The organism is Peptoniphilus senegalensis JC140, assembly GCF_000321025.1.
GTDB classification, from domain to species: Bacteria; Bacillota; Clostridia; order Tissierellales; family Peptoniphilaceae; genus Peptoniphilus_A; species Peptoniphilus_A senegalensis.
On record NZ_HE610718.1, the window covers coordinates 768272 to 787497 of the forward strand.

A 19226-nucleotide genomic window follows, 5' to 3' on the forward strand; every position below is an offset into this window, starting at 1 on the left:
CCACCGGCTAAGCCGGTGGTTATGATTGCAAATTTTAAATATCTCACATAATTTTATTTTAAAAAATCTATATGTTAAAATGAATTTACGGAGGATTTATGAATATATACAAAGGACTTAATAAATATAAACTTAGAATTATTGTTGTCATACTTCTTACCTTTGGCAATGCTCTTGGTGAACTTTTTTTGCCAAAGCTTATGAGTCTTGTAATTGATAAGGGAGTGGCTTATGGCGATACAACTTATGTGATTCGCCTTGGTGGAATTATGATTCTTGTTGTAATTTTTACAGTCATGTGCAGGGCATCTGCTGCTTACCACTCTTCAAAGACCACTATGGCTTTTTCAAGAGACCTTAGGTATAAGCTATTTAAGAAAATAAATTATCTTAGCTTTGACGATGTAGAGTACTTTTCAATTTCGTCACTTATCACAAGGACTACCGACGATGTAAATCAAGTTGAGCAAATGGTCTTAATGGGACTTAGACCACTGATAAGAGGACCACTTATGTTTATCGGTGGACTAATCATGGCTCTTTCAACTAATGTAAAACTTTCTATTGTTTTTCCACTAACTGTCCCCTTTATAGGTCTTGGGATTTTTTATGTATTTAAGCTTGGTCTGCCCTATTTTCCAATTTTGCAGAGAAGACTTGACAAGTTAAATGAACTTTTTAGAAGAAGGCTAACAGGTATTCGTGTTATTAGAGCTTTCTCAAAGGATGAGTACGAAGAAAAAGTTTTTGATGAGGCTAATAAATCTTATCAAGATATGTCTACAAAGGTAAACAAACTTCTCGTAAATGTTAGACCAATGCTTGGAACTATTTTAAATTTTGGAATAATTTTTGTTTTATACTATGGGGCAAAGTTAATTGACATAAGAGAGCTTGGAATTGGCGAGCTCATGGCATATATTCAATACATTACGCAGGTTCTCATTGCCATGATTATGATGAGTTTTCTTTTAAGCCTTTTGCCAAGAGTTTTTGCATCTATGGAGAGAATTAATGAGGTTCTTGAGTATGAAGCAAGTAAAACTGGTGGAGAAGAAAAGTTAAAGGGAGAAATTTTTGACATCGAAGCGAAGAATTTGTCTTTTTCTTATCCCGATGCCAACTTAAAAGTTTTAAAGGATATAAATTTTCATGTAAAAAAGGGAGAAACCCTTGGCATAATTGGCGGAACAGGCTCTGGGAAGTCAACTCTTCTTAGACTTCTCTTGCAGTTTTATGAGCCAGGGCATGGAGAACTTTTTGTAAATGGAAAAGATATTAGGACTTTAAAAAACTTTGAGCTTAGGGATGAGATTTCTTATGTTCCACAAGAAAATTTTTTCTTTTCAAAAACTGTGGCTGAAAATTTATCCTATGCAAATGAAGATGCTGAAGATGAAAGGATGCTTGAGTCAATAAATAATGCTGATGCGAGAGAGTTTTTGGGCGATGACCCACTTAATAAGGAAATAGCAAGAGCTGGTAAGAACCTTTCTGGTGGACAAAGACAAAGGCTTGCCATTGCAAGGGCGCTCACGCGAGATGCGTCACTTTACCTATTTGATGATTCTTTTTCTGCATTAGATTATAAGACTGATTATGAGCTTAGACAAATTTTAAGAGAAAAGCTTCGTGACAAAATTGTAATTGTGGTGGCACAAAGAGTAGCTACTATTTTAAATGCCAACAAAATTTTGGTCTTGGAAGATGGAGAAGTGGCAGGCTATGGAAATCATGATAGTCTCATGAAGACAAATGAAATTTATAGAGAAATCGCAGTGAGTCAGGGGCAAGAGTATGAAGAAAGATAAGATAATTTATAGAATAATTTCATATTTGAAAGACTACAAGTTTCTCCTCTTTCTTTCTATATTTTTGACTATTGGTTCATCAATTTTTGAAATAATTTCTCCAAAGTTAATGGGTAATATCACTACAAGGATTTTTGAAAATTTAAAGGACAAGACTTCTATTGACTTCGAATATGTAGTAAGAATTTGCCTAATTATGGGTCTTGTATATTTAGGGCAAGGGGCCTTTGAGTTTTTTAGGGGCAGGATTTTAGTTGATGTGACACAAGACTTAATTGCGAGATTTAGAAGAGAGATCTCTGAGAAGGTAAAGTATATCCCAACGGCTTATTTTGATAAGAATAAGACGGGAGACCTCCTATCTAGGATGACAAACGATGTTGAAACTTTAGGTAAAAACTTGCAGCAGACAATTTCATCAATCCTATCGTCTCTTGTATTAATCGTGGGTGTTCTTTTTGTAATGATAAAAATTTCTCCAATTTTGACCTTGGTCTTTTTATTTACCCTTCCAATGACCTATTTTTCTACAAAATTTATTTCAAAAAAGTCTCAAGGTTATTTTAGAAGAAAGTCAAAGGGGCTGGGTTCTATGGTTGGCTTTGTTGAAGAAAACTTTTCTGGTTCTGAACTCATTAAGGCTTTTAATTATGAAGATAGGGCAGAGAGAGAATTTTTGGAAATTAATGATAATCTCTACGAGGTTTCCTATCGTGCATCTTTTATGACGGGGATTATGCTCCCCATTATGACTTTTATTTCAAACCTTGGCTATGTAATGCTTTCTATTGTTGGTGGGCTTTTGGTTGTGTCTGGCAAATTGTTTGTTGGAGATATTCAGGCAGTTATCCAATATGTGAGAAAACTTTCAAACCCCATTGAGCAGTTGGCAGAGATGGCGTCAATTTTTCAAGCATCAATTGCTGCTGCCGAAAGAGTTTTTGAGTTCTTAGACCAAGATATTGAAGTGGAAATTGTAAAGGATGAGATAAAAAGACCAGTAGAAGAAATTCTTTTTAAAGATGTATATTTTTCTTATGACAAAGAAAAACCAGTCATCAATAACTTAAATCTTGAGGTTGAAAAGAATAAAACTGTTGCCATAGTTGGATCTACGGGAGCAGGAAAGACTACTATTGTAAATCTCCTAATGAGGTTTTATGATATTGATAGGGGTTCTATTAAAATTAATGGAAGAGACATAAGAGATGTTTCGAGGAAAAATTTACGGTCACTTTTTGGCATGGTGCTACAAGATTCTTGGCTTTTCAAGGGTACAATTTATGAAAATATTTTGTATGGACGAGAAGATGCAACAAGAGAAGAAGTTATTGATGCCGCAAAGAAAGCCTATTGTCATTCTTTTATAGAGAAATTGCCAAAGGGTTATGACACTGTTTTAAAGGAAGAGGCGTCAAATATTTCTCAAGGGCAAAGGCAACTCTTGACAATTGCAAGAGCACTTTTGTCTGACCCAGAGATTTTAATTTTAGATGAAGCAACTTCATCTGTTGATACAAGGACAGAGGCGTTAATACAAAAGGCAATGAAAAATCTCTTGAAGGAGAGGACAAATTTTGTAATAGCACACAGGCTCTCAACTATTGTAAATTCTGATGTGATTTTAGTTTTAGACAAGGGAGATATTGTTGAAAAGGGAAATCACATAGAGCTTATTGAAAAGGGCGGAGTTTATAAAGACTTATATAATTCACAGTTTAAGGACTAGGAGGTCAAAATGAAAGATTTTATTTTTAATGTTACGACGAAAATTCTTTTTGGAAAAGACCAAATGAGAAATTTGGCAGCTGAAATTAAAAATTATGGAAGTCGAGTTCTGCTTGCTTATGGTGGAGGCTCTATTAAGAGAAGTGGACTTTATGATGAGATAATAAAAATATTTGAAGAAAATGATATTTTTTACAAGGAACTTTTTGGCATTGAGCCAAATCCAAGAGTTGACTCAGCAAGAGAGGGGGTAAAAATTGTTAGAGAAAATGATTTAGATTTCATTTTGGCAGTAGGCGGCGGATCTGTTATTGATTTATCAAAATTAGTTGCGGGTGCAGTATATCTTGACTGCGACCCATGGGACATTGTAATTAAAAAGGCAAAAATCGAAAGGGCACTTCCTATTGGTACAATTTTAACTCTTTCAGCAACGGGATCAGAAATGGACAGAGGTGGAGTTATAACAAATCTAAAGACAAATCAAAAACTTGGCTTCGGCTCTGAATACACTCTTCCAAAATTTTCTATTTTGAACCCAGAACTAACTTATACAGTTAATGCAAAGCACACAGCAGCAGGAATAGCAGACATAATGAGCCACACAATGGAAAATTATTTTACCCTTAATGATGGAGCTTATATGCAAAATAGACTTGCTGAAGGAATTCTAAAAACTTGCATACATTATGGGCCTATTGCCATGGATGAGCCAGAAAATTATGATGCAAGATCAAATATTATGTGGGCATCATCTTGGGCAATCAACGGTTTACTTTCAACAGGCAAGGCAACAGGATGGTCAGTTCACGCTATGGAGCACGAACTTTCTGCCTACTATGACATAACTCATGGCATTGGTCTTGCAATTTTAACTCCAAGATTTTTAAATCATATTTTAAATGATGATACAGTTGATATGATTAGAGATTTTGGCATAAATGTCTTTGGCATAAAGGCAAGTGATGATAAATTTAATGATGCTAAAAAAGCAATTGCCCGTCTTCATATGTTCTTTGAAGATGACATGAATATACCAATGACTCTTGGAGAAGTGGGAATTGACGATGAAAAGTTAGAAGTCATGGCAGAAGCGGCAGCAAGACACGCTGGCGGCTCAATAAAGGGTGTAATTGAACTTAAAAAAGAAGACGTCTTAGAAATTTATAAGGCATCACTATAATTTTTTGAAAATTTTGTAAAATAAGATATGAAGGCACAAAAAAAGGCGAGGACAAAAATCCTCGTCTTTTTAAAATTTTTTTATTAAGCTTCTACTGAGTTTTCCCAAAGTCCGTGGATATTGCAATAGCTTAGTGCGTAAACTTCTCCACCCTTGTCAGTTTTAACAGCTGTTTCAACTGAAGGTACTGTAGAGATTTCGCCTTCGCCATGAGCGTTAAATTCATAAGAACCAACTTCAATTGGGAATTTTTCTCCTTCTGGTTTGAAAAATACTTTAATCCATGCAATGTGGTGTTCTAAAGTGTTTGGATGTTCAATTTCTTCGCCAACAAGAGCTTTAATCTTTAGAAGACCGTCAGCCTTTTCTACGTGGATTACAGGAACGTGTTTTTCAGATTTAAAGTCAGCAGTTTGTACTGTTTCAGTTAATTTCATTTTTATTACCCCCAAAAATTTATAAATTTTACTACGATAAAATTATTACCCTAATTAAATTAATTAACTCATTAATTTTAAAATAAGGAAAAAAATTTTTATATTTAGTATAATGGATTAGAGGTGTAAAATGGAAAAAATAAAATTAATCGCCACTACAAATATGGGTCTCGAAGCAGTTACAAAGAGAGAACTTATTGACTTGGGCTATGAAGATTTAAAGGTTAGTGACGGAAAAATTGAAATAGATTGCCAGCTTAAGGACATTGCAATATTAAATTTAAAACTCAGAACGGCAGAGAGAGTTTTACTTTTAGTGGACTCCTTTAAGGCAGAGACCTTTGAAGAACTTTTTGACAAGGTTTTTGAAATAAGATGGTGGGATTATCTTGACGAGGAAGATAATTTTATCATTCAAGGAAGAAGTAGGAAGTCAAAATTATTCTCTATTTCTGACTGTCAAAGAATTACCGAAAAGGCAATAATCGAAAAGTTGAAGATGAAATATAAAGTTTCTTGGTTTGAAAAAAGTGGACCTAGAGTAAAAATTGAAGTTTCACTACTAAATGATATTGCAGAAATTACCATTGACACATCAGGTGAGGGACTTCACAAGAGAGGTTATAGAGAGGTTAACTACAAGGCACCACTTTCAGAAACTATTGCGGCAAGCCTAATTAAGCTAACTTTTTGGAACAAGGACAGGATTTTAGCAGATCCCTTCTGTGGTTCAGGGACTATACCAATTGAAGCTGCCATGATAGAAAAAAATATTGCACCAGGACTTATGAGAAACTTTGATTTTGAAAATTTTAAATTTTTTGATGAAGAAATTTTTAAGAAAGAAAAGAAAAAGTGCTATTCTGAAATAAAATACAATGAAAAATTAGAAATTCTTGCATCAGATGTGTCTCACAAGGCAATTCAAATTGCAAGGGCGAATGCAGAAATCCTTGGACTAGAAGAGGACATTTCTTTCTTCCAAAAGGATATAAGAGACCTTGACCTACCTGATGACTATGGCGTCAGCATAACAAATCCGCCTTATGGAGAGAGAATTGGCAAGGAAGATGTTGACGAATTAAACAGGGAGCTTGGCGAGCTTGCAAAATCTTTAAAGACTTGGTCTTTTTATGTTATAACTGCCAATGAAAATTTTGAGAAAAATTTTGGCAAAAAGGCTGATAGAAATAGAAAATTATACAACGGCAGATTAAAAACTTATTATTACCAATATTATGGGCCAAAGCCAAAAAGGTAATTGTTATGTGAATTTTAATTTGCTATACTGTAAACAATAAACAAAGGTGGTGACACATGGAAAATTATTTAGCTGAAGAAAGAACTGATGACAAAATTGACGACAAAATTGATTTTCAAGTTTTAAACGCCATTGCAGACTTAGTCCGCGTACTTGATTACAAGGAGAAAGTTGTCTTTGTAAATAAGGCGATGGAAGATCTTCTTGGTTATGACAAGGATAAAAAAATTTGCATCTTGGGGGAAGACCTCTTTGATCCAGAGATAACTAGGCGTGCTCTATTAAGTGGCGAAGTCATCCAAAGAGAAGAAAATATTGGCAACATGGTTTTTTCTGTAAAGTGTTCACCAATCATTAACAAAAAGGGAGATATAATAGGAGTAGTTGAAGTTTTTAGAAACGTCACTATGGCAAGAAAACTCCAAAGAGAGATTATCGAGAAAAATAGATTAATGACAAGTGAAACCATGGCAGCTTCACTAATTCAGCGGACAGTTTTGCCAGAGAAGGGCTTTATAAAAAATTTAAAGGTAAATTATATTTATAGACCTTCCACTATTTTAAGTGGCGATATGTTTGATGTCTTTGAAATAGATGAAAACCACATTGCAGTTTACATAGCGGATTCTGTGGGGCATGGTTTTGCCGCATCTATGGTAACAATGTTTATTAAATCTGTAATAAGGACTCTTGACAAGACAACAATCCTATCTCCACAAAAAACTTTGACAGAGTTGTGCAGCAGGTTCACAAGTCTTGGACTTGAAATAGAAAATTATTTTACTTGCTTTTATGGAGTCTTTAACACAAAAAACAAGAACTTTGTTTTTTCCAACGCTGGTCACTTGCCTCTGCCTATATTAGTTCGTGACTCTTCCTATATGAATTTAGAATCAAAGGGTTACCCAATCTCAAGATTTTTTGCTAAACCAGATTATGAAGAAAAGGAGATAAAACTTTATTCAGGCGACTATATATTGTTTATGACAGATGGAGTTGTGGAAGCGAGAAATGCAAAGAAAGAAAGCTTTGGCTATGAAAGAGTACATAATATTATATTGGAAAACAATAAGGATATTTTAGAAATTTTAAATAGCGACCTAGAGGCATTTAACGATGGAGAACAAACTGACGACATCTCTATGATGCTTATAAATGTTTGGTAAAAAAAGGCTTTATAATATCTGTTGGGGAGTAAATCTCTAACAGATATTTTTGGTTTAAATAAAAATCAGTTTATTTTTATTTAAAATTCCTAATAAGGTGTTTAAATAAGTCTGTAATTAATCCTTCATCTCTTAAATACGTCCTAAAATACTATAAAAGACGCTGTTCTTTACTTACTCATCTAGTTACTGTAAATTCAATCTTATTCATTTTTATTTTTTATTTGCGAAGGAAAATAACAATGTTTATGATTCCAAATATTACAAAAAGTAACATAGATATTTTTGCTAAGTAAGTGTTGTTGTAGATATTTGCAGTAAGACTTACTATAAACCCTATAATAAAAACAATAAGCACAACTGATTTTAAAAACTTTTTATCCATAAAGATCCTCCTTGATAAAAAACTTTTTAAATTATATAAAACTAATGATAATTTATCATAAATAAATGAAGGAGTAAAATAATATCATGAAAAAGAAATATCAAAAAGCAGTTGTGCTATAACTTTTAATTTCAAACATTTTCACACTATCCGCAATAAGCCTTATGGCAAAGAGTAAAAAAGAAAATAGAGCAAAAATACTACTTTTGCTCTATTTTACAATAGCCTTTGTTAGATTTAGCTATTTAATACAAATTCCTAGTTTTTTAAATAAACCATTATGTTGAGAATATACCAACTTTTGTAATGAGATATTCGAGCATTAGGGTTTTAAATTGATCGTAACCTATAAATCTCATAATTAGTTAGCTTATGAATTATATTCAGGTAAATTTTCTTTTAAAGAAATTTTTGCCTGCTTTTTTATTTTAAGAGAGAGTCCCATCGCCACAAGAATATAGGCTATGACAACAAATTTAATTACGCCAAGAGAAGCGAAATGTGTAATTAGTTTGAAAAGTATAAAGGCACTTAGAGCCATTGTCGCCATGCTAAGTATTCCAAAGAGAAATACTGGAAAATTTCTCTTTACAGCTTCTTGAGGATTTTGCCAATCAAGCTTTGGATATTTTATGCCATAATAAATGCCAAAGCATGAGGAAGCATAGGAGCCAAGGCATGAGCCTATGAGCATTGCCAAAATATAAAATACATTAAAGTTAGTGAAGTAAGCAAAAAGTAAAACTAGGGGAAGAGTTGATACAATTTGAAATAAAGTTGAGCCTAAGACTCTTCCCTTTACTTGGTCTTCACAAGATATGGGCAGTGTCTGCATTAGATAAATATTTTTCCCTTCACGAGTTATACTTGTGATAGACAGTGGTGTCATAAAAGCGGAGTAAAAAAATAAAATTATTAAAAAAACAAAAAATAAATCAATTTTTCCCAGTCCATAATTTTCAAGACTTAAAAAAAGATTTTGAATTTTCGCAATCTTTTCTGTTCCCTTAAAAAAATGCAAGTATAATAAAGAAGGGAACCATAAATCCAGTTGATGCCAAGTTAAAAAAGTAAACTGGCGTCTTTATTACATTGGCTATGTCTTTTTTCGCAAGGGAAATTGCAATGGATGTATTTTTATTTTCTCTCCTTCTCCTTACTTTTGAGCCTGAAGTATTTGCCTTTAAAACTCCAGCTATCATTAGGCTTGAAAGTGGAAAGCTAAGGGCATATAAAATTGCTGTGGTAAGTATAAGTGTGGCAAGGCTCAGCATTAGAGCAGGAAAATCATTCATGACATAAAATTTTCCAATTAAGCTAACTTGTGGGAAGATTAACTTTAAAATTTTCATCAAGTTTTCTTCCATAAATGCCTTAGAAGAATCAGACCTAGACATAAATTGTGGAAGAATAGAAATACCAATGATAAAAATAAATCCAAATACTTGTAAGAAATTTTTTAAGCCGTGAGATCCCGAGAAAACCTTCATAAATAAAATTATTATGATAGACAAAATTAATATTGTAAAAATAATATTTGATAAATCCAAAAATATTATGGAAAAAAATTTGAGAAAAGTTAAATTCCCAAATTTTATTAGCGGGAAAGTCATGGGAATAAAAACTATGAAACTTACCACAAAGACTGTTATGACAGAACCCAAAATTTTTGAAAGAAAAATATTATTTCGCCTAATAGGAAGGGGCAACAACAATTCTAGGTCCTTAGAATAATAAATTTTTGATATAATGCCAGCACTTGTGAAAATCACAGCACCCAATGAAACAAATCCCAAAAATGCCATTAAAATCACATTAGACTTGCCAGTTCTAGCAAAAGGAATTACAAGGGTAAGAAGTAACATTAAGTACAAAAAGGCAAGGTAGAAAAATAAGATTACCATACCAAAAATTGTAAGTCCCTTGTAAGAATTGCCATATTTTGATGGCTTTTTTAGGGGAGCAAGGAGACTTAAGTATAAATCCTTTTTTAAAAGTGTTTTTAATTCAAAAAATTTATTCATAAAATCACTCCGTAAGCTCCAAGAATATTTTTTCAAGGCTTCCACTGTCTTTAGCAGCAGCTCTTATTTCATCGAGACTTCCCTCTGCAATTAATTTTCCCTTGTTAATAATTGCAATTTCGTCGCACATTTTTTCGGCAACTTCCATGACGTGAGTGGAAAAGAAAACTGTGCCGCCAGTATCTGCCACATCTCTCATAATATTTTTGAGCCTAAAGGAGCTTTTTGCGTCAAGACCAACCATGGGTTCATCTAAAATTAAAAGTTTTGGCTCATGAATTAGGGCACCAATTAAAACTATTTTTTGTTTCATACCATGAGAAAGCGTAGAAATTGTTGCATCCAAATTGTCTGTCATTTCAAAAATTTCTGCGTATTTTTTTATATTTTCATTTCTCTTCTCTAAAGTTATGGAGAAGACATCTGCCATAAAATTGAGATACTGCCTTGCAGTCATAGTGTCATAAATGTCTGGATTGTCAGGCACGTAGGCAAATTTTTTCTTTGACTCAAGAGGATTTTCTAAGGTGTCGCTTCCATCTATTTCAATCTTTCCTTGGTCTTGTCTTAACATGCCAATAATCATTTTGATAGTTGTAGTTTTGCCTGCACCATTTGGTCCGAGAAAGCCATAGACTTTTCCACTTGGCACATCTAAAGTCAAATCATCAACTGCAACTTTAGTGGCAAAAGTTTTTCTCAAATTTTCTATTTTTATCATAATGTCTCCTATTTCCGTTAAAAATACCTCAGTAATTAAAATCATCTTATAGCAATTATTTTATTCTGTCAATTCTATTTTGAAAAAAATCTAAATAGTAGAAATTTTATTTTTTAATTCATAAAATTATCTCGCTAATGTTACAAAATTATTAAATTTGTTAAGATTTTGTAAATTGTTAAAATTTTTCTCTTTAATTGGGTATAATAGAAACAAGGAAAATGTTTTTACATAGAATTTATAACAAGGAGGAGAATTTATGAAAAACAAAAAAGTGCTTAGTCTATTACTTGCAGGAGTAATGATTACAGCAATTCCATTTAATGTATTTGCTGATGAACCACAAGAGGAAACAGCAGAGCCTAAGAAAGTTGAAGAAACAGTAGTCAAAGATTCTGAAGAAGTTGTTGAACCAGAAAAACTTGAATTAAGTGAAAGTGCAGTTCCTACACCAGTAGGGGATCCACTTGGTCATAAAGTAACATTTAATCCAGATAATGGAACGGATTCAAATTTTGTATATGTTAAAGATGGAGAAAATGCAAAAGAACCAACTGCACCAACAAAGAACGGATTTGATTTTGTTGAATGGCAAAAAGATGGAGTTAAATTTGAGTTTACTACTCCAATAACAGCAGACATTGAATTAAAAGCAGTTTGGAAAGTTAAAACACCAACACCAGCAACAGAAACATTTAAAGTTAAATTTAATTCAGATGGTGGAAGTCTAGTAGCTGAACAAACTATTGATAAGGGAAGTATGGCAACTAAACCAGCAGATCCAACAAAAGAAGGATATATTTTTAAAGGCTGGTATGATGGCAGTGTTGAATTTAATTTCAAAACAACGCCTATTACAGAAAATAAAAATCTAATTGCAAAATGGGAAGCTAAACCTCTTGTACCAATTGTAAAAGTTCTTTCTATTTCTGAAAGATATTATGACAATGGAAGATTTTATGGCAGGGTAACAGCTGATGGCATAGGAATTAAAGATGCAACAGTTAAGCTATACGATTATGACGGATCCTATACAGGCAAGTATGTTGTAACTGATGAAAATGGATATTTTGATATCTATGTAGGCGATTACTATTATGGATATTACAATGGCAAATATTATGACGATTATTATAATGGATATTATCGTTATGACAGCAATAAAGGAAAATATTACTATTACAATTCTTACAATGAAAGAGTTTATGTAGATTATACTCCTTATGGTTATGGATATAATGGTAGATACTATGATGGAAGATATTATAATGGTAGATATTATGATGGAAAATATTATGGTGGATATCTATTAGCAACTAAGGATGATTTCACAACTTCTGCTAAATATGAATTGTATGGAAGATATTGGGACGGATATTATAATGGATATAAATATGACAAATATTATTATGACAGATATGACAAGAAAGTTTATCCAACTGATATTTCAAGAACAAATTATTCTACTAGCGGATATCTAAAGGGATATTACAACAGAACTGTATATGTTTATGACAATGGAGTTTATCTTGGAAGTGATGTAATTGATTCAAATGGTTACTTCAAGGTAACTTGGAACAATCCTTATGTTTCTACAGATAGGACATTAGACTATTATGTAAATGGAGATAAAAAAGCTACTAATGACAGTGGATACTCAATTATACCTACAGTTAATGCTCTTTCTGCTGGAGCAAAATTCGTAAGAGGTAATGCTGGAGCAAATGCAAGTGTAACTGTATATGATGCAAGTGGAGTTAAACTTGGAAGCACAACTGCTGGAAATACTGGTATCTATAATGTTACTTTAAGTAGAGAATTAAGAGCAGGCGAAACTATTAAGGTTGAAGCTAAAGAAGCAGGCAAGATTGCTAGAAGCACTGAATATAAGATTGGTGGAGTAACTGTTTCTACTGAAAAAGTTAACCAACCTTCTTATATAGCAGGATTCCCTGATGGAACATTTAAACCATCTAACCAAGTAACTAGAGCTGAAGCTGTAAGAATGTTTGTTAAACTTGTAAATAATGGTGCAGAACTTCCAAAGAATCCTACAACAAGTTTTAAGGATGCAAATAATGCTTGGTACTCTGATGAAATTAACTTTGCAGTAGCTAAGGGATTCATCAAGGGATACTCTGATGGAACATTTAAACCAAATCAAGCAATAACAAGAGCAGAATTTGCACAAATGATTTCTGCATTTGTTAAAAATGGTTATCCAGGAACTGGTAACTTTAAGGATGTAAAGGGTCACTGGGCATCTGATGCAATTAATGAACTTTACGGAAACAAGAACATCAAAGGATACTCTGATGGAACATTTAAACCAGACCAAAAACTTACAAGAGCTGAAGCTGTTACAATTTTGAACTCTGTATTTGGTAGAAATACTAAATCAAATTCCTTCGCAAATGTTAGCGAAAGTGGATTAAAGAAATTCTCTGATGTAGCTAAGAGCCACTGGGCATACTATGAAATCTTAGACGCATCTAATGGACACAATGCAGCTAAAACTGAATCTTCTGATGAAGTAAGTATTTGGCAATAAGTTATATTTTAAATTATTTAGATTAAAAATATAAATGACTTAATAAAGTAAAAGCGGCAGGCTTATCCTGTCGCTTTTATAGTTTTATGCTTTTAAAAATTAGAGACTTTAGTTTTAAATGTTGGATAAAAAAAGAAAGCTCCTTCTTTAAGGGCAAGAGATTTCTTTTTTTATTATATGAACTGAGTTATTATTCTATCGAATTAAAATAAATTTATTTTATTTACAATTTATTGTGTAACTTCTTTTGCTCTCAAGGCCTTTATAGAAACTAAGATTACTGCTAGTGTTATGAGAATATGTCCAATGCCACTTATTCCTACCATAGCCATTTTTACTGCATTTAATGGAGCAAAATTATCTACTAAACCGTGTAAAAACATTATAGTGAAGCTAAGGAAAATTCCAAAGCTATAAGTTCTATATAATTTTTCAACAGTTTCATTTGAAATATTTATATTCTTTATTAATAGATAGAAGATTGATGAAACTATAAAGCCTAGAACAATTAAATGAGTGTGAACAAATGCCATTTTAACATCAAGGGTATAAATTTTTCCAAGTTCACGATAAACTGCTCCTGCTAATATTCCTGAGAACAAGTAAGCAAGAGCAAATTCCATAATATCTTTTTTTACAAAATCTTTTTTTAGATTTTTGTAAAGTTTTACTAGGATTAAAACATACATAAGAGTTTTTGGCATCATGAGAGCACCAACACTTGGGTAGGTATTTTTAAATAAAACAACTGGAATATAAAATAGGAAACTAAAGAAGACATAAATTGCTAAATGTTTGAATTCTTCTATTTCTCTATCTTTGTATAATAAAATTATGTCGATTAGACCCATTATTACAAAAGGAATATTGGAAATTAAATCCATATTAGGGTCATGATTAAAACTAATTAGGACAGTTGCAATTCTTACTGCTAATAGTACAAACATAGTTATATCAAGGCTCTTGTTGTTTGCTCTCCTTGTCTTTTTGATGTAAAAATAAAATAATAAATAGAAAATAGACATTGTGATAGCTGATACTCTTGTTCCTAAGAATAGACCAAAACTATTTACTGCAAAGCCATTTTCCATTGTATTTGCAAGAATTCTTGGGACAAGATGAAAGGAATCGCCGAGACCAAGAAGTAAAGTCATGGATCCTAAAATTTTGCTATTTTTATTTTCTATTAGTAGCATCCTTATGCCGAGAAAAATTACAAAAGCAAGATAAAGCCCGTCAAAAAAGATTTCAAATTGATTCATTATTTATTCCCCCTAACAACCAATTAATATACATGTCACAAACTGTCAAAAACTTTTCCTTATCATAATCGCGAGTTATGTTTTCTTTTATTAGCTCATGAAAGACTGCCATTATATAAAGAATTAGATGATATTCCTCATCAGATAGATGACTTAGCAAATATTCTTTGCCGTGAAGCATAAAAGAATTTTCAAATATAAAAAACTTTGCCCTGTATAATTTCTTTAAATTTTTGTCGAAAAGCTCTTCAGCTAAATAATCTCTATATGCGTTTAGAGTTACATCTAAATTTTTATTATTTTCTTGATAGAGATTAAAAAATTTATGGTGAATTTCGCCCGTCTCCCTCTTAAGAACTGTGAAGTAGGAATCTTCTAAATCTTCAAAATATTGGTAAAAGGAACCTCTAGCAATACCAAGTTTTTTTACGATTCCAGAGACATTTATATTTTTTAGCTCTTCTTCTTCAAAAAAATCTTTTAAGCTGTTATAAATCTTTTCTTTTTTTCTTTATCTAAGTTATTAAAAGTAGTTTTTGCCATATTACCTCCGAAATGACACTGTGTCATTTTTTTTATATAATAAATCTCTTAAAATTAATTGTCAACATTAATTTTGATTTTTTTAGTATAATTAAAAAATTATTTTTAATCATTAGATTTTAAAAGCTAGCCTTACTTCACTTTTGTAAAGAATTACAATGTTATTTTAAAAGTTTTTTCTTTGGGGTATAATTAAATTACAAGATAAAAGAAACTTTAATTTATTTATAGGAGGTAAAGATGAAAATATTAGTACCAATTGATGGCTCAAAGTCTTCAAAAAAATCAATCGACGTTGCAAGAGACATGGGAGAAAAATTAGGGGCTGAACTATTAATTTTAACAGTTACACCAGAAACTTCTATATTCGAGCAATATCCAGCAAATTTTAATTTCACACTTGAAATTGACAAGGCAAATGTAGAAAGAGCCGAAATGATACTTAAAGATGCAGAAACAGATTTAAGTGCTTATCCAAATAAGGTAGAGACTTTTTATACTTCAGGCAATCCTGGGGAACAAATTTGCAAGTTTGCTGAGGAAAAAGATGTTGACTTTATAGTTATGGGAAACAGAGGACTAGGTGCTTTCTCAAGGACACTTCTAGGTTCTGTATCTAATAAGGTTATAAATCATTCAAAGAAATCTGTACTTGTAGTAAAGGCAGATATTTAATAAGGGGCGGGTTACCGCCTTTTTATTTTGCAAAATTTTCTATTATTTTAGTTTCCTTGTGAAATTATAAGATGATTAGAAATTTTCTTGTATTTTATAAATTATTATAGAAATTAAGGAGACTATATTTAATTTTTAAATATTTTTATAAATTTTTGGAAAAACCTTATCCTTAAATAAATTTTTTTAAAAGTTCAAGAGTCATGAAGGTACTTTTAGTTAAATAAAAAATGTAAAAGGCTCAATAAAAATTATTTTTGAAAGAAAAATTTTACTATAATTTCAATTTCAAAATTATGGAAAATTTATTTATATAAAGACTTTTGAGCAAATAAAACCTTGAAAAACTAAGCCATAATGTTATAATAGAAATAACGTATGTTAATTAAATAACATTCTTTATAATAATTGTTAGGGGGATTTTAAATGGATTTTAGAATGGACAAGGAACATCTATTGTTACAACAAATGTATCGCGCATTTGCTGAAACTGAAGTAGAACCTGTTGCCGCTGATGTTGATGCGACAGAAGAAGTTCCTATGGAAAATGTTAAAAAAATGGCCAGATATGGTTTCTTTGGAATACCATTTCCTAAAGAATACGGTGGACAAGGTGCAGACTATCTAGCTTACGCTATGGCAGTAGAAGAACTTTCAAAGAAATGTGCTACTACTGGTGTAATTGTTTCTGCTCATACTTCACTATGCTGTGCTCCAATTTATGAAAACGGAACAGAAGAACAAAAGAAAAAATACTTACCAGACTTACTAGCAGGTAGAAAAATCGGTGCTTTTGGTCTTACTGAACCAGGCGCTGGTACTGATGCAAGTGGTCAAAGAACAACTGCTGTACTTGATGGCGACGAATATGTACTTAATGGCTCAAAGATTTTCATCACAAACGCAGGATTTGCTGATGTATTTGTAATTATCGCAATGACTGACAGATCTAAGGGAAATCACGGAATTTCTGCTTTCATAGTTGAAAGAGGAACTCCAGGATTTAAAGTTGGCGAACCAGAAGACAAGATGGGTATCAGAGGTTCTTCTACTTGTGAACTTATCTTTGAAGATTGTAGAATTCCTAAAGAAAATCTTCTTGGAAAAGAAGGTAAGGGATTCAAACTTGCAATGAAGACTCTTGATGGTGGTAGAATTGGTATCGCATCTCAAGCTCTTGGTATTGCAGAAGGTGCAATTGACGAAACTGTTAAATACACTTCTGAAAGAAAACAATTTGGAAGAAGAATTTCTCAATTCCAAAACACTCAATTTGAACTTGCAGATATGAAGACTACTGCTGAAGCAGCTCAACTATTAGTTTACAGAGCAGCTGATGCAAAGGGTAATGGCGAAGCTTACGGACACTATGCAGCTATGGCTAAATTATTTGCAGCAGATGCAGCAAGTGATATTACTAGAAGATGTCTACAATTATTCGGTGGATATGGTTACACTCGTGACTATCCAATTGAAAGAATGATGAGAGATGCTAAGATCACTGAAATTTACGAAGGTACATCTGAAGTAATGAAGATGGTTGTATCTGGCTGGATGGGCGTTAAATAATCGGAAGGAGTATTATAGATGAATATAGTAGTATGTATTAAACAAGTACCTGATACTAATGAAGTTAGACTTGACCCTGTTACTAACACTCTTATTAGAGATGGTGTGCCAAGTATTATAAACCCTGATGATAAATCAGGTCTTGAAGTTGCACTTAGACTTAAAGATGAAAATCCAGATATCCACGTAACAGTTTTATCAATGGGACCTCCACAAGCAGAAGCAGCTTTAAGAGAAGCTCTTGCTATGGGAGCAGACGATGCAATTCTAGTTTCTGATAGAGCTTTCGGTGGTGCTGATACTTGGGCAACATCTTGTACAATTACAGCAGCTCTTGAACACTTAGATTTCGATCTAATCGTATGTGGTAGACAAGCAATTGATGGCGATACTGCACAAGTTGGTCCACAAATTGCTGAACACATTGGAGTTCCACAAGTTTCTTATGTAGAAGAACTTGAACTTGATAAAGATATGAAGGGCGTTACTGTTAAGAGACAATTCGAAGACAGATATCATACAATTAATGCTAAATTCCCATGTCTAATTACTGCAATTGCAGAATTAGCAGAACCTAGATATATGACAATTGGTAAAGTTTTTGAAGCTTACCAAAAAGAAATCAAAGTATGGGGTCTTGAAGATATTAAAGACAAACTTGATATGGCAAACATAGGACTTAAAGGTTCACCTACAAAGGTTAAAAAATCTTTCCCTAAACAAGGTAAGGGCAAGGGCGTTCTTTTAACTGACCTTACTGCTGATGAAGCAGCTCAAGCTATCGTTGCTAAACTTCAAGAAAAGTATATTATCTAATTGGGGGTTTAAAAATGAGTAAAGATGTATTTGTATTTATAGAACAAAGAGACAATAAACTTGAAAAAGTTGGTATAGAACTTTTGGGAAAGGCAAGAGAGCTTGCTGACGCTCTTGGACAAGATGTTGTTGCAATGATTCTTGGCGAAAAAGTTAAGGACCATGCACAAACTCTTATTAAGCACGGAGCTGACAAAGTTCTTGTAGTAGAAGATGAAATGCTTAAAGAATATGTTACTGAACCATACGCTAAAGCAATCACTCAAATTATAAAAGAAAAAGATCCTGAAATCGTAATTTACGGTGCATCATCAATAGGTCGTGATCTTGCTCCAAGACTAGCAGCAAGAATTCACACAGGACTTACTGCTGACTGTACAAAACTAGAAATAGATGAAGAATCTAAAAACCTTATGATGACAAGACCTGCTTTCGGTGGTAACTTAATGGCAACTATCCTTTGTGAAGACTTTAGACCACAAATGGCAACAGTTAGACCTGGAGTTATGCAAGCACTTGATTCTGATGCTTCAAGAAAGGGCGAAGTTGAAGAAATTAAAGTTGATTTCACTGACGCTGACATGAATGTTAAAGTAATAGACATTGCTAAACAAGCATCACAAAAGAAAGACATCACAGAAGCTAAGATCTTAGTATCTGGTGGTCGTGGAATTGGTGGACCAGAAGGATTTAAACCTCTTCAAGAACTTGCTGACAAATTAGAAGCAGAAATTTCTGCATCAAGAGCATCAGTAGATTCAGGTTGGATAACTAAGGATCACCAAGTTGGACAAACTGGTAAGACAGTTAGACCAGAACTTTACTTCGCAATGGGTATCTCTGGAGCAATCCAACACGTTGCAGGTATGGAAGATTCAGACCTTATCATAGCTGTTAATAAAGACCCTGAAGCAGCAATTTTTGAAATAGCTGACCTTGGTGTAGTTGGAGATATTAACGCAGTTGTTCCAAAATTAACTGAAGCAATTGAAAGAGAACAAAAAATTAAAGCTGAAATTTAATTTTAGATAAAATTTTATAAGAAAGCTTTTTAAAAAGCTCTAGGAAAAGACGAGGAAACAAAATGCCTCGTC

17 protein-coding genes are annotated in these 19226 nt (G+C 32.7%); 10 read left to right on the top strand and 7 right to left on the bottom strand.

Going from position 1 to position 19226, the window contains the following annotated elements; genetic code table 11:
- Positions 1–98: 98 nt before the first annotated feature.
- Genes PTSHG_RS08090 through PTSHG_RS08100 form a run of 3 tightly spaced genes read left to right on the top strand, consistent with a single transcriptional unit; the run spans position 99 to position 4722 of the window.
- Positions 99–1811, top strand: coding sequence for an ABC transporter ATP-binding protein (locus PTSHG_RS08090; RefSeq protein WP_019108394.1), 1713 nt, complete (start codon positions 99–101; stop codon positions 1809–1811).
- Complete coding sequence (locus PTSHG_RS08095; protein ID WP_019108395.1) at positions 1798–3540, top strand: ABC transporter ATP-binding protein; 1743 nt, start codon at positions 1798–1800, stop codon at positions 3538–3540. The genes PTSHG_RS08090 and PTSHG_RS08095 overlap by 14 nt, the downstream gene beginning before the upstream one ends.
- A 9-nt stretch (positions 3541–3549) precedes the next feature.
- Positions 3550–4722, top strand: a complete 1173-nt coding sequence (locus tag PTSHG_RS08100; RefSeq protein ID WP_019108396.1) for an iron-containing alcohol dehydrogenase — start codon at positions 3550–3552, stop codon at positions 4720–4722.
- An 83-nt stretch (positions 4723–4805) separates the two neighbouring features.
- On the opposite strand, the gene PTSHG_RS08105 is transcribed toward PTSHG_RS08100, so the two are convergent.
- Positions 4806–5159, bottom strand: a complete 354-nt coding sequence (locus PTSHG_RS08105) for a class II SORL domain-containing protein (RefSeq protein ID WP_019108397.1) — start codon at positions 5157–5159, stop codon at positions 4806–4808.
- 130 nt (positions 5160–5289) lie between these two features.
- On the opposite strand from PTSHG_RS08105, the gene PTSHG_RS08110 reads away from it, so the two are divergent.
- Both PTSHG_RS08110 and PTSHG_RS08115 read left to right on the top strand, forming a co-directional pair.
- Positions 5290–6420, top strand: coding sequence for a THUMP domain-containing class I SAM-dependent RNA methyltransferase (locus tag PTSHG_RS08110; RefSeq protein ID WP_019108398.1), 1131 nt, complete (start codon positions 5290–5292; stop codon positions 6418–6420).
- Between the two features lie 56 nt (positions 6421–6476).
- Complete coding sequence (locus PTSHG_RS08115; RefSeq protein ID WP_019108399.1) at positions 6477–7586, top strand: PP2C family protein-serine/threonine phosphatase; 1110 nt, start codon at positions 6477–6479, stop codon at positions 7584–7586.
- A gap of 220 nt (positions 7587–7806) precedes the next feature.
- On the opposite strand, the gene PTSHG_RS09840 is transcribed toward PTSHG_RS08115, so the two are convergent.
- The 4 genes from PTSHG_RS09840 to PTSHG_RS08135 form a co-directional block, all read right to left on the bottom strand.
- A complete protein-coding gene (locus tag PTSHG_RS09840; RefSeq protein ID WP_019108400.1) occupies positions 7807–7971 on the bottom strand; it encodes a hypothetical protein in 165 nt (54 codons plus the stop codon).
- Between the two features lie 370 nt (positions 7972–8341).
- Positions 8342–8860, bottom strand: coding sequence for a permease-like membrane multi-spanning protein (locus tag PTSHG_RS08125; protein WP_148498692.1), 519 nt, complete (start codon positions 8858–8860; stop codon positions 8342–8344).
- Between the two features lie 118 nt (positions 8861–8978).
- Positions 8979–9995, bottom strand: coding sequence for a hypothetical protein (locus PTSHG_RS08130; RefSeq protein WP_019108402.1), 1017 nt, complete (start codon positions 9993–9995; stop codon positions 8979–8981).
- Positions 9996–9999: 4 nt separating this feature from the next.
- Complete coding sequence (locus PTSHG_RS08135; protein WP_019108403.1) at positions 10000–10716, bottom strand: ABC transporter ATP-binding protein; 717 nt, start codon at positions 10714–10716, stop codon at positions 10000–10002.
- 259 nt (positions 10717–10975) lie between these two features.
- Between PTSHG_RS08135 and PTSHG_RS09545 the strand changes: the two genes are divergently transcribed.
- Positions 10976–13267: an S-layer homology domain-containing protein gene (locus PTSHG_RS09545; protein ID WP_019108404.1), complete on the top strand. Its 2292-nt coding sequence runs from the start codon at positions 10976–10978 to the stop codon at positions 13265–13267.
- 230 nt (positions 13268–13497) lie between these two features.
- Here PTSHG_RS09545 and PTSHG_RS08145 read toward each other — a convergent pair whose 3' ends face one another.
- Both PTSHG_RS08145 and PTSHG_RS10265 read right to left on the bottom strand, forming a co-directional pair.
- A complete protein-coding gene (locus tag PTSHG_RS08145; protein ID WP_019108405.1) occupies positions 13498–14529 on the bottom strand; it encodes a DUF2871 family protein in 1032 nt (343 codons plus the stop codon).
- A complete protein-coding gene (locus tag PTSHG_RS10265; protein ID WP_337587368.1) occupies positions 14516–15025 on the bottom strand; it encodes a TetR/AcrR family transcriptional regulator in 510 nt (169 codons plus the stop codon). Before PTSHG_RS10265 ends, PTSHG_RS08145 begins: the two co-directional genes overlap by 14 nt.
- Before the next feature lie 287 nt (positions 15026–15312).
- On the opposite strand from PTSHG_RS10265, the gene PTSHG_RS08155 reads away from it, so the two are divergent.
- The 4 genes from PTSHG_RS08155 (at position 15313) to PTSHG_RS08170 (ending at position 19154) form a co-directional block, all read left to right on the top strand.
- Positions 15313–15747 carry a universal stress protein gene (locus PTSHG_RS08155; protein ID WP_019108407.1) on the top strand — a complete coding sequence of 145 codons (435 nt, stop codon included), beginning with the start codon at positions 15313–15315 and terminating at the stop codon, positions 15745–15747.
- A gap of 426 nt (positions 15748–16173) precedes the next feature.
- Positions 16174–17316 carry an acyl-CoA dehydrogenase gene (locus PTSHG_RS08160; protein ID WP_019108408.1) on the top strand — a complete coding sequence of 381 codons (1143 nt, stop codon included), beginning with the start codon at positions 16174–16176 and terminating at the stop codon, positions 17314–17316.
- Positions 17317–17334: 18 nt separating this feature from the next.
- Positions 17335–18132, top strand: coding sequence for an electron transfer flavoprotein subunit beta/FixA family protein (locus PTSHG_RS08165; protein ID WP_019108409.1), 798 nt, complete (start codon positions 17335–17337; stop codon positions 18130–18132).
- 14 nt (positions 18133–18146) lie between these two features.
- On the top strand, positions 18147–19154 hold the full coding sequence (locus PTSHG_RS08170; protein ID WP_019108410.1) for an electron transfer flavoprotein subunit alpha/FixB family protein: 1008 nt from the start codon (positions 18147–18149) through the stop codon (positions 19152–19154).
- Positions 19155–19226: the final 72 nt, after the last annotated feature.

Coding starts and splice junctions, on each gene's coding strand:
- PTSHG_RS08110 (WP_019108398.1), top strand. CDS start 5,290: ATGGAAAAAATAAAATTAATCGCCACTACAAATATGGGTCTCGAAGCA.
- PTSHG_RS08155 (WP_019108407.1), top strand. CDS start 15,313: ATGAAAATATTAGTACCAATTGATGGCTCAAAGTCTTCAAAAAAATCA.
- PTSHG_RS08115 (WP_019108399.1), top strand. CDS start 6,477: ATGGAAAATTATTTAGCTGAAGAAAGAACTGATGACAAAATTGACGAC.
- PTSHG_RS08105 (WP_019108397.1), bottom strand. CDS start 5,159: ATGAAATTAACTGAAACAGTACAAACTGCTGACTTTAAATCTGAAAAA.
- PTSHG_RS08090 (WP_019108394.1), top strand. CDS start 99: ATGAATATATACAAAGGACTTAATAAATATAAACTTAGAATTATTGTT.
- PTSHG_RS08095 (WP_019108395.1), top strand. CDS start 1,798: ATGAAGAAAGATAAGATAATTTATAGAATAATTTCATATTTGAAAGAC.
- PTSHG_RS08170 (WP_019108410.1), top strand. CDS start 18,147: ATGAGTAAAGATGTATTTGTATTTATAGAACAAAGAGACAATAAACTT.
- PTSHG_RS08100 (WP_019108396.1), top strand. CDS start 3,550: ATGAAAGATTTTATTTTTAATGTTACGACGAAAATTCTTTTTGGAAAA.
- PTSHG_RS08135 (WP_019108403.1), bottom strand. CDS start 10,716: ATGATAAAAATAGAAAATTTGAGAAAAACTTTTGCCACTAAAGTTGCA.
- PTSHG_RS09545 (WP_019108404.1), top strand. CDS start 10,976: ATGAAAAACAAAAAAGTGCTTAGTCTATTACTTGCAGGAGTAATGATT.
- PTSHG_RS08130 (WP_019108402.1), bottom strand. CDS start 9,995: ATGAATAAATTTTTTGAATTAAAAACACTTTTAAAAAAGGATTTATAC.
- PTSHG_RS08145 (WP_019108405.1), bottom strand. CDS start 14,529: ATGAATCAATTTGAAATCTTTTTTGACGGGCTTTATCTTGCTTTTGTA.
- PTSHG_RS09840 (WP_019108400.1), bottom strand. CDS start 7,971: ATGGATAAAAAGTTTTTAAAATCAGTTGTGCTTATTGTTTTTATTATA.
- PTSHG_RS08165 (WP_019108409.1), top strand. CDS start 17,335: ATGAATATAGTAGTATGTATTAAACAAGTACCTGATACTAATGAAGTT.
- PTSHG_RS08160 (WP_019108408.1), top strand. CDS start 16,174: ATGGATTTTAGAATGGACAAGGAACATCTATTGTTACAACAAATGTAT.
- PTSHG_RS08125 (WP_148498692.1), bottom strand. CDS start 8,860: ATGACACCACTGTCTATCACAAGTATAACTCGTGAAGGGAAAAATATT.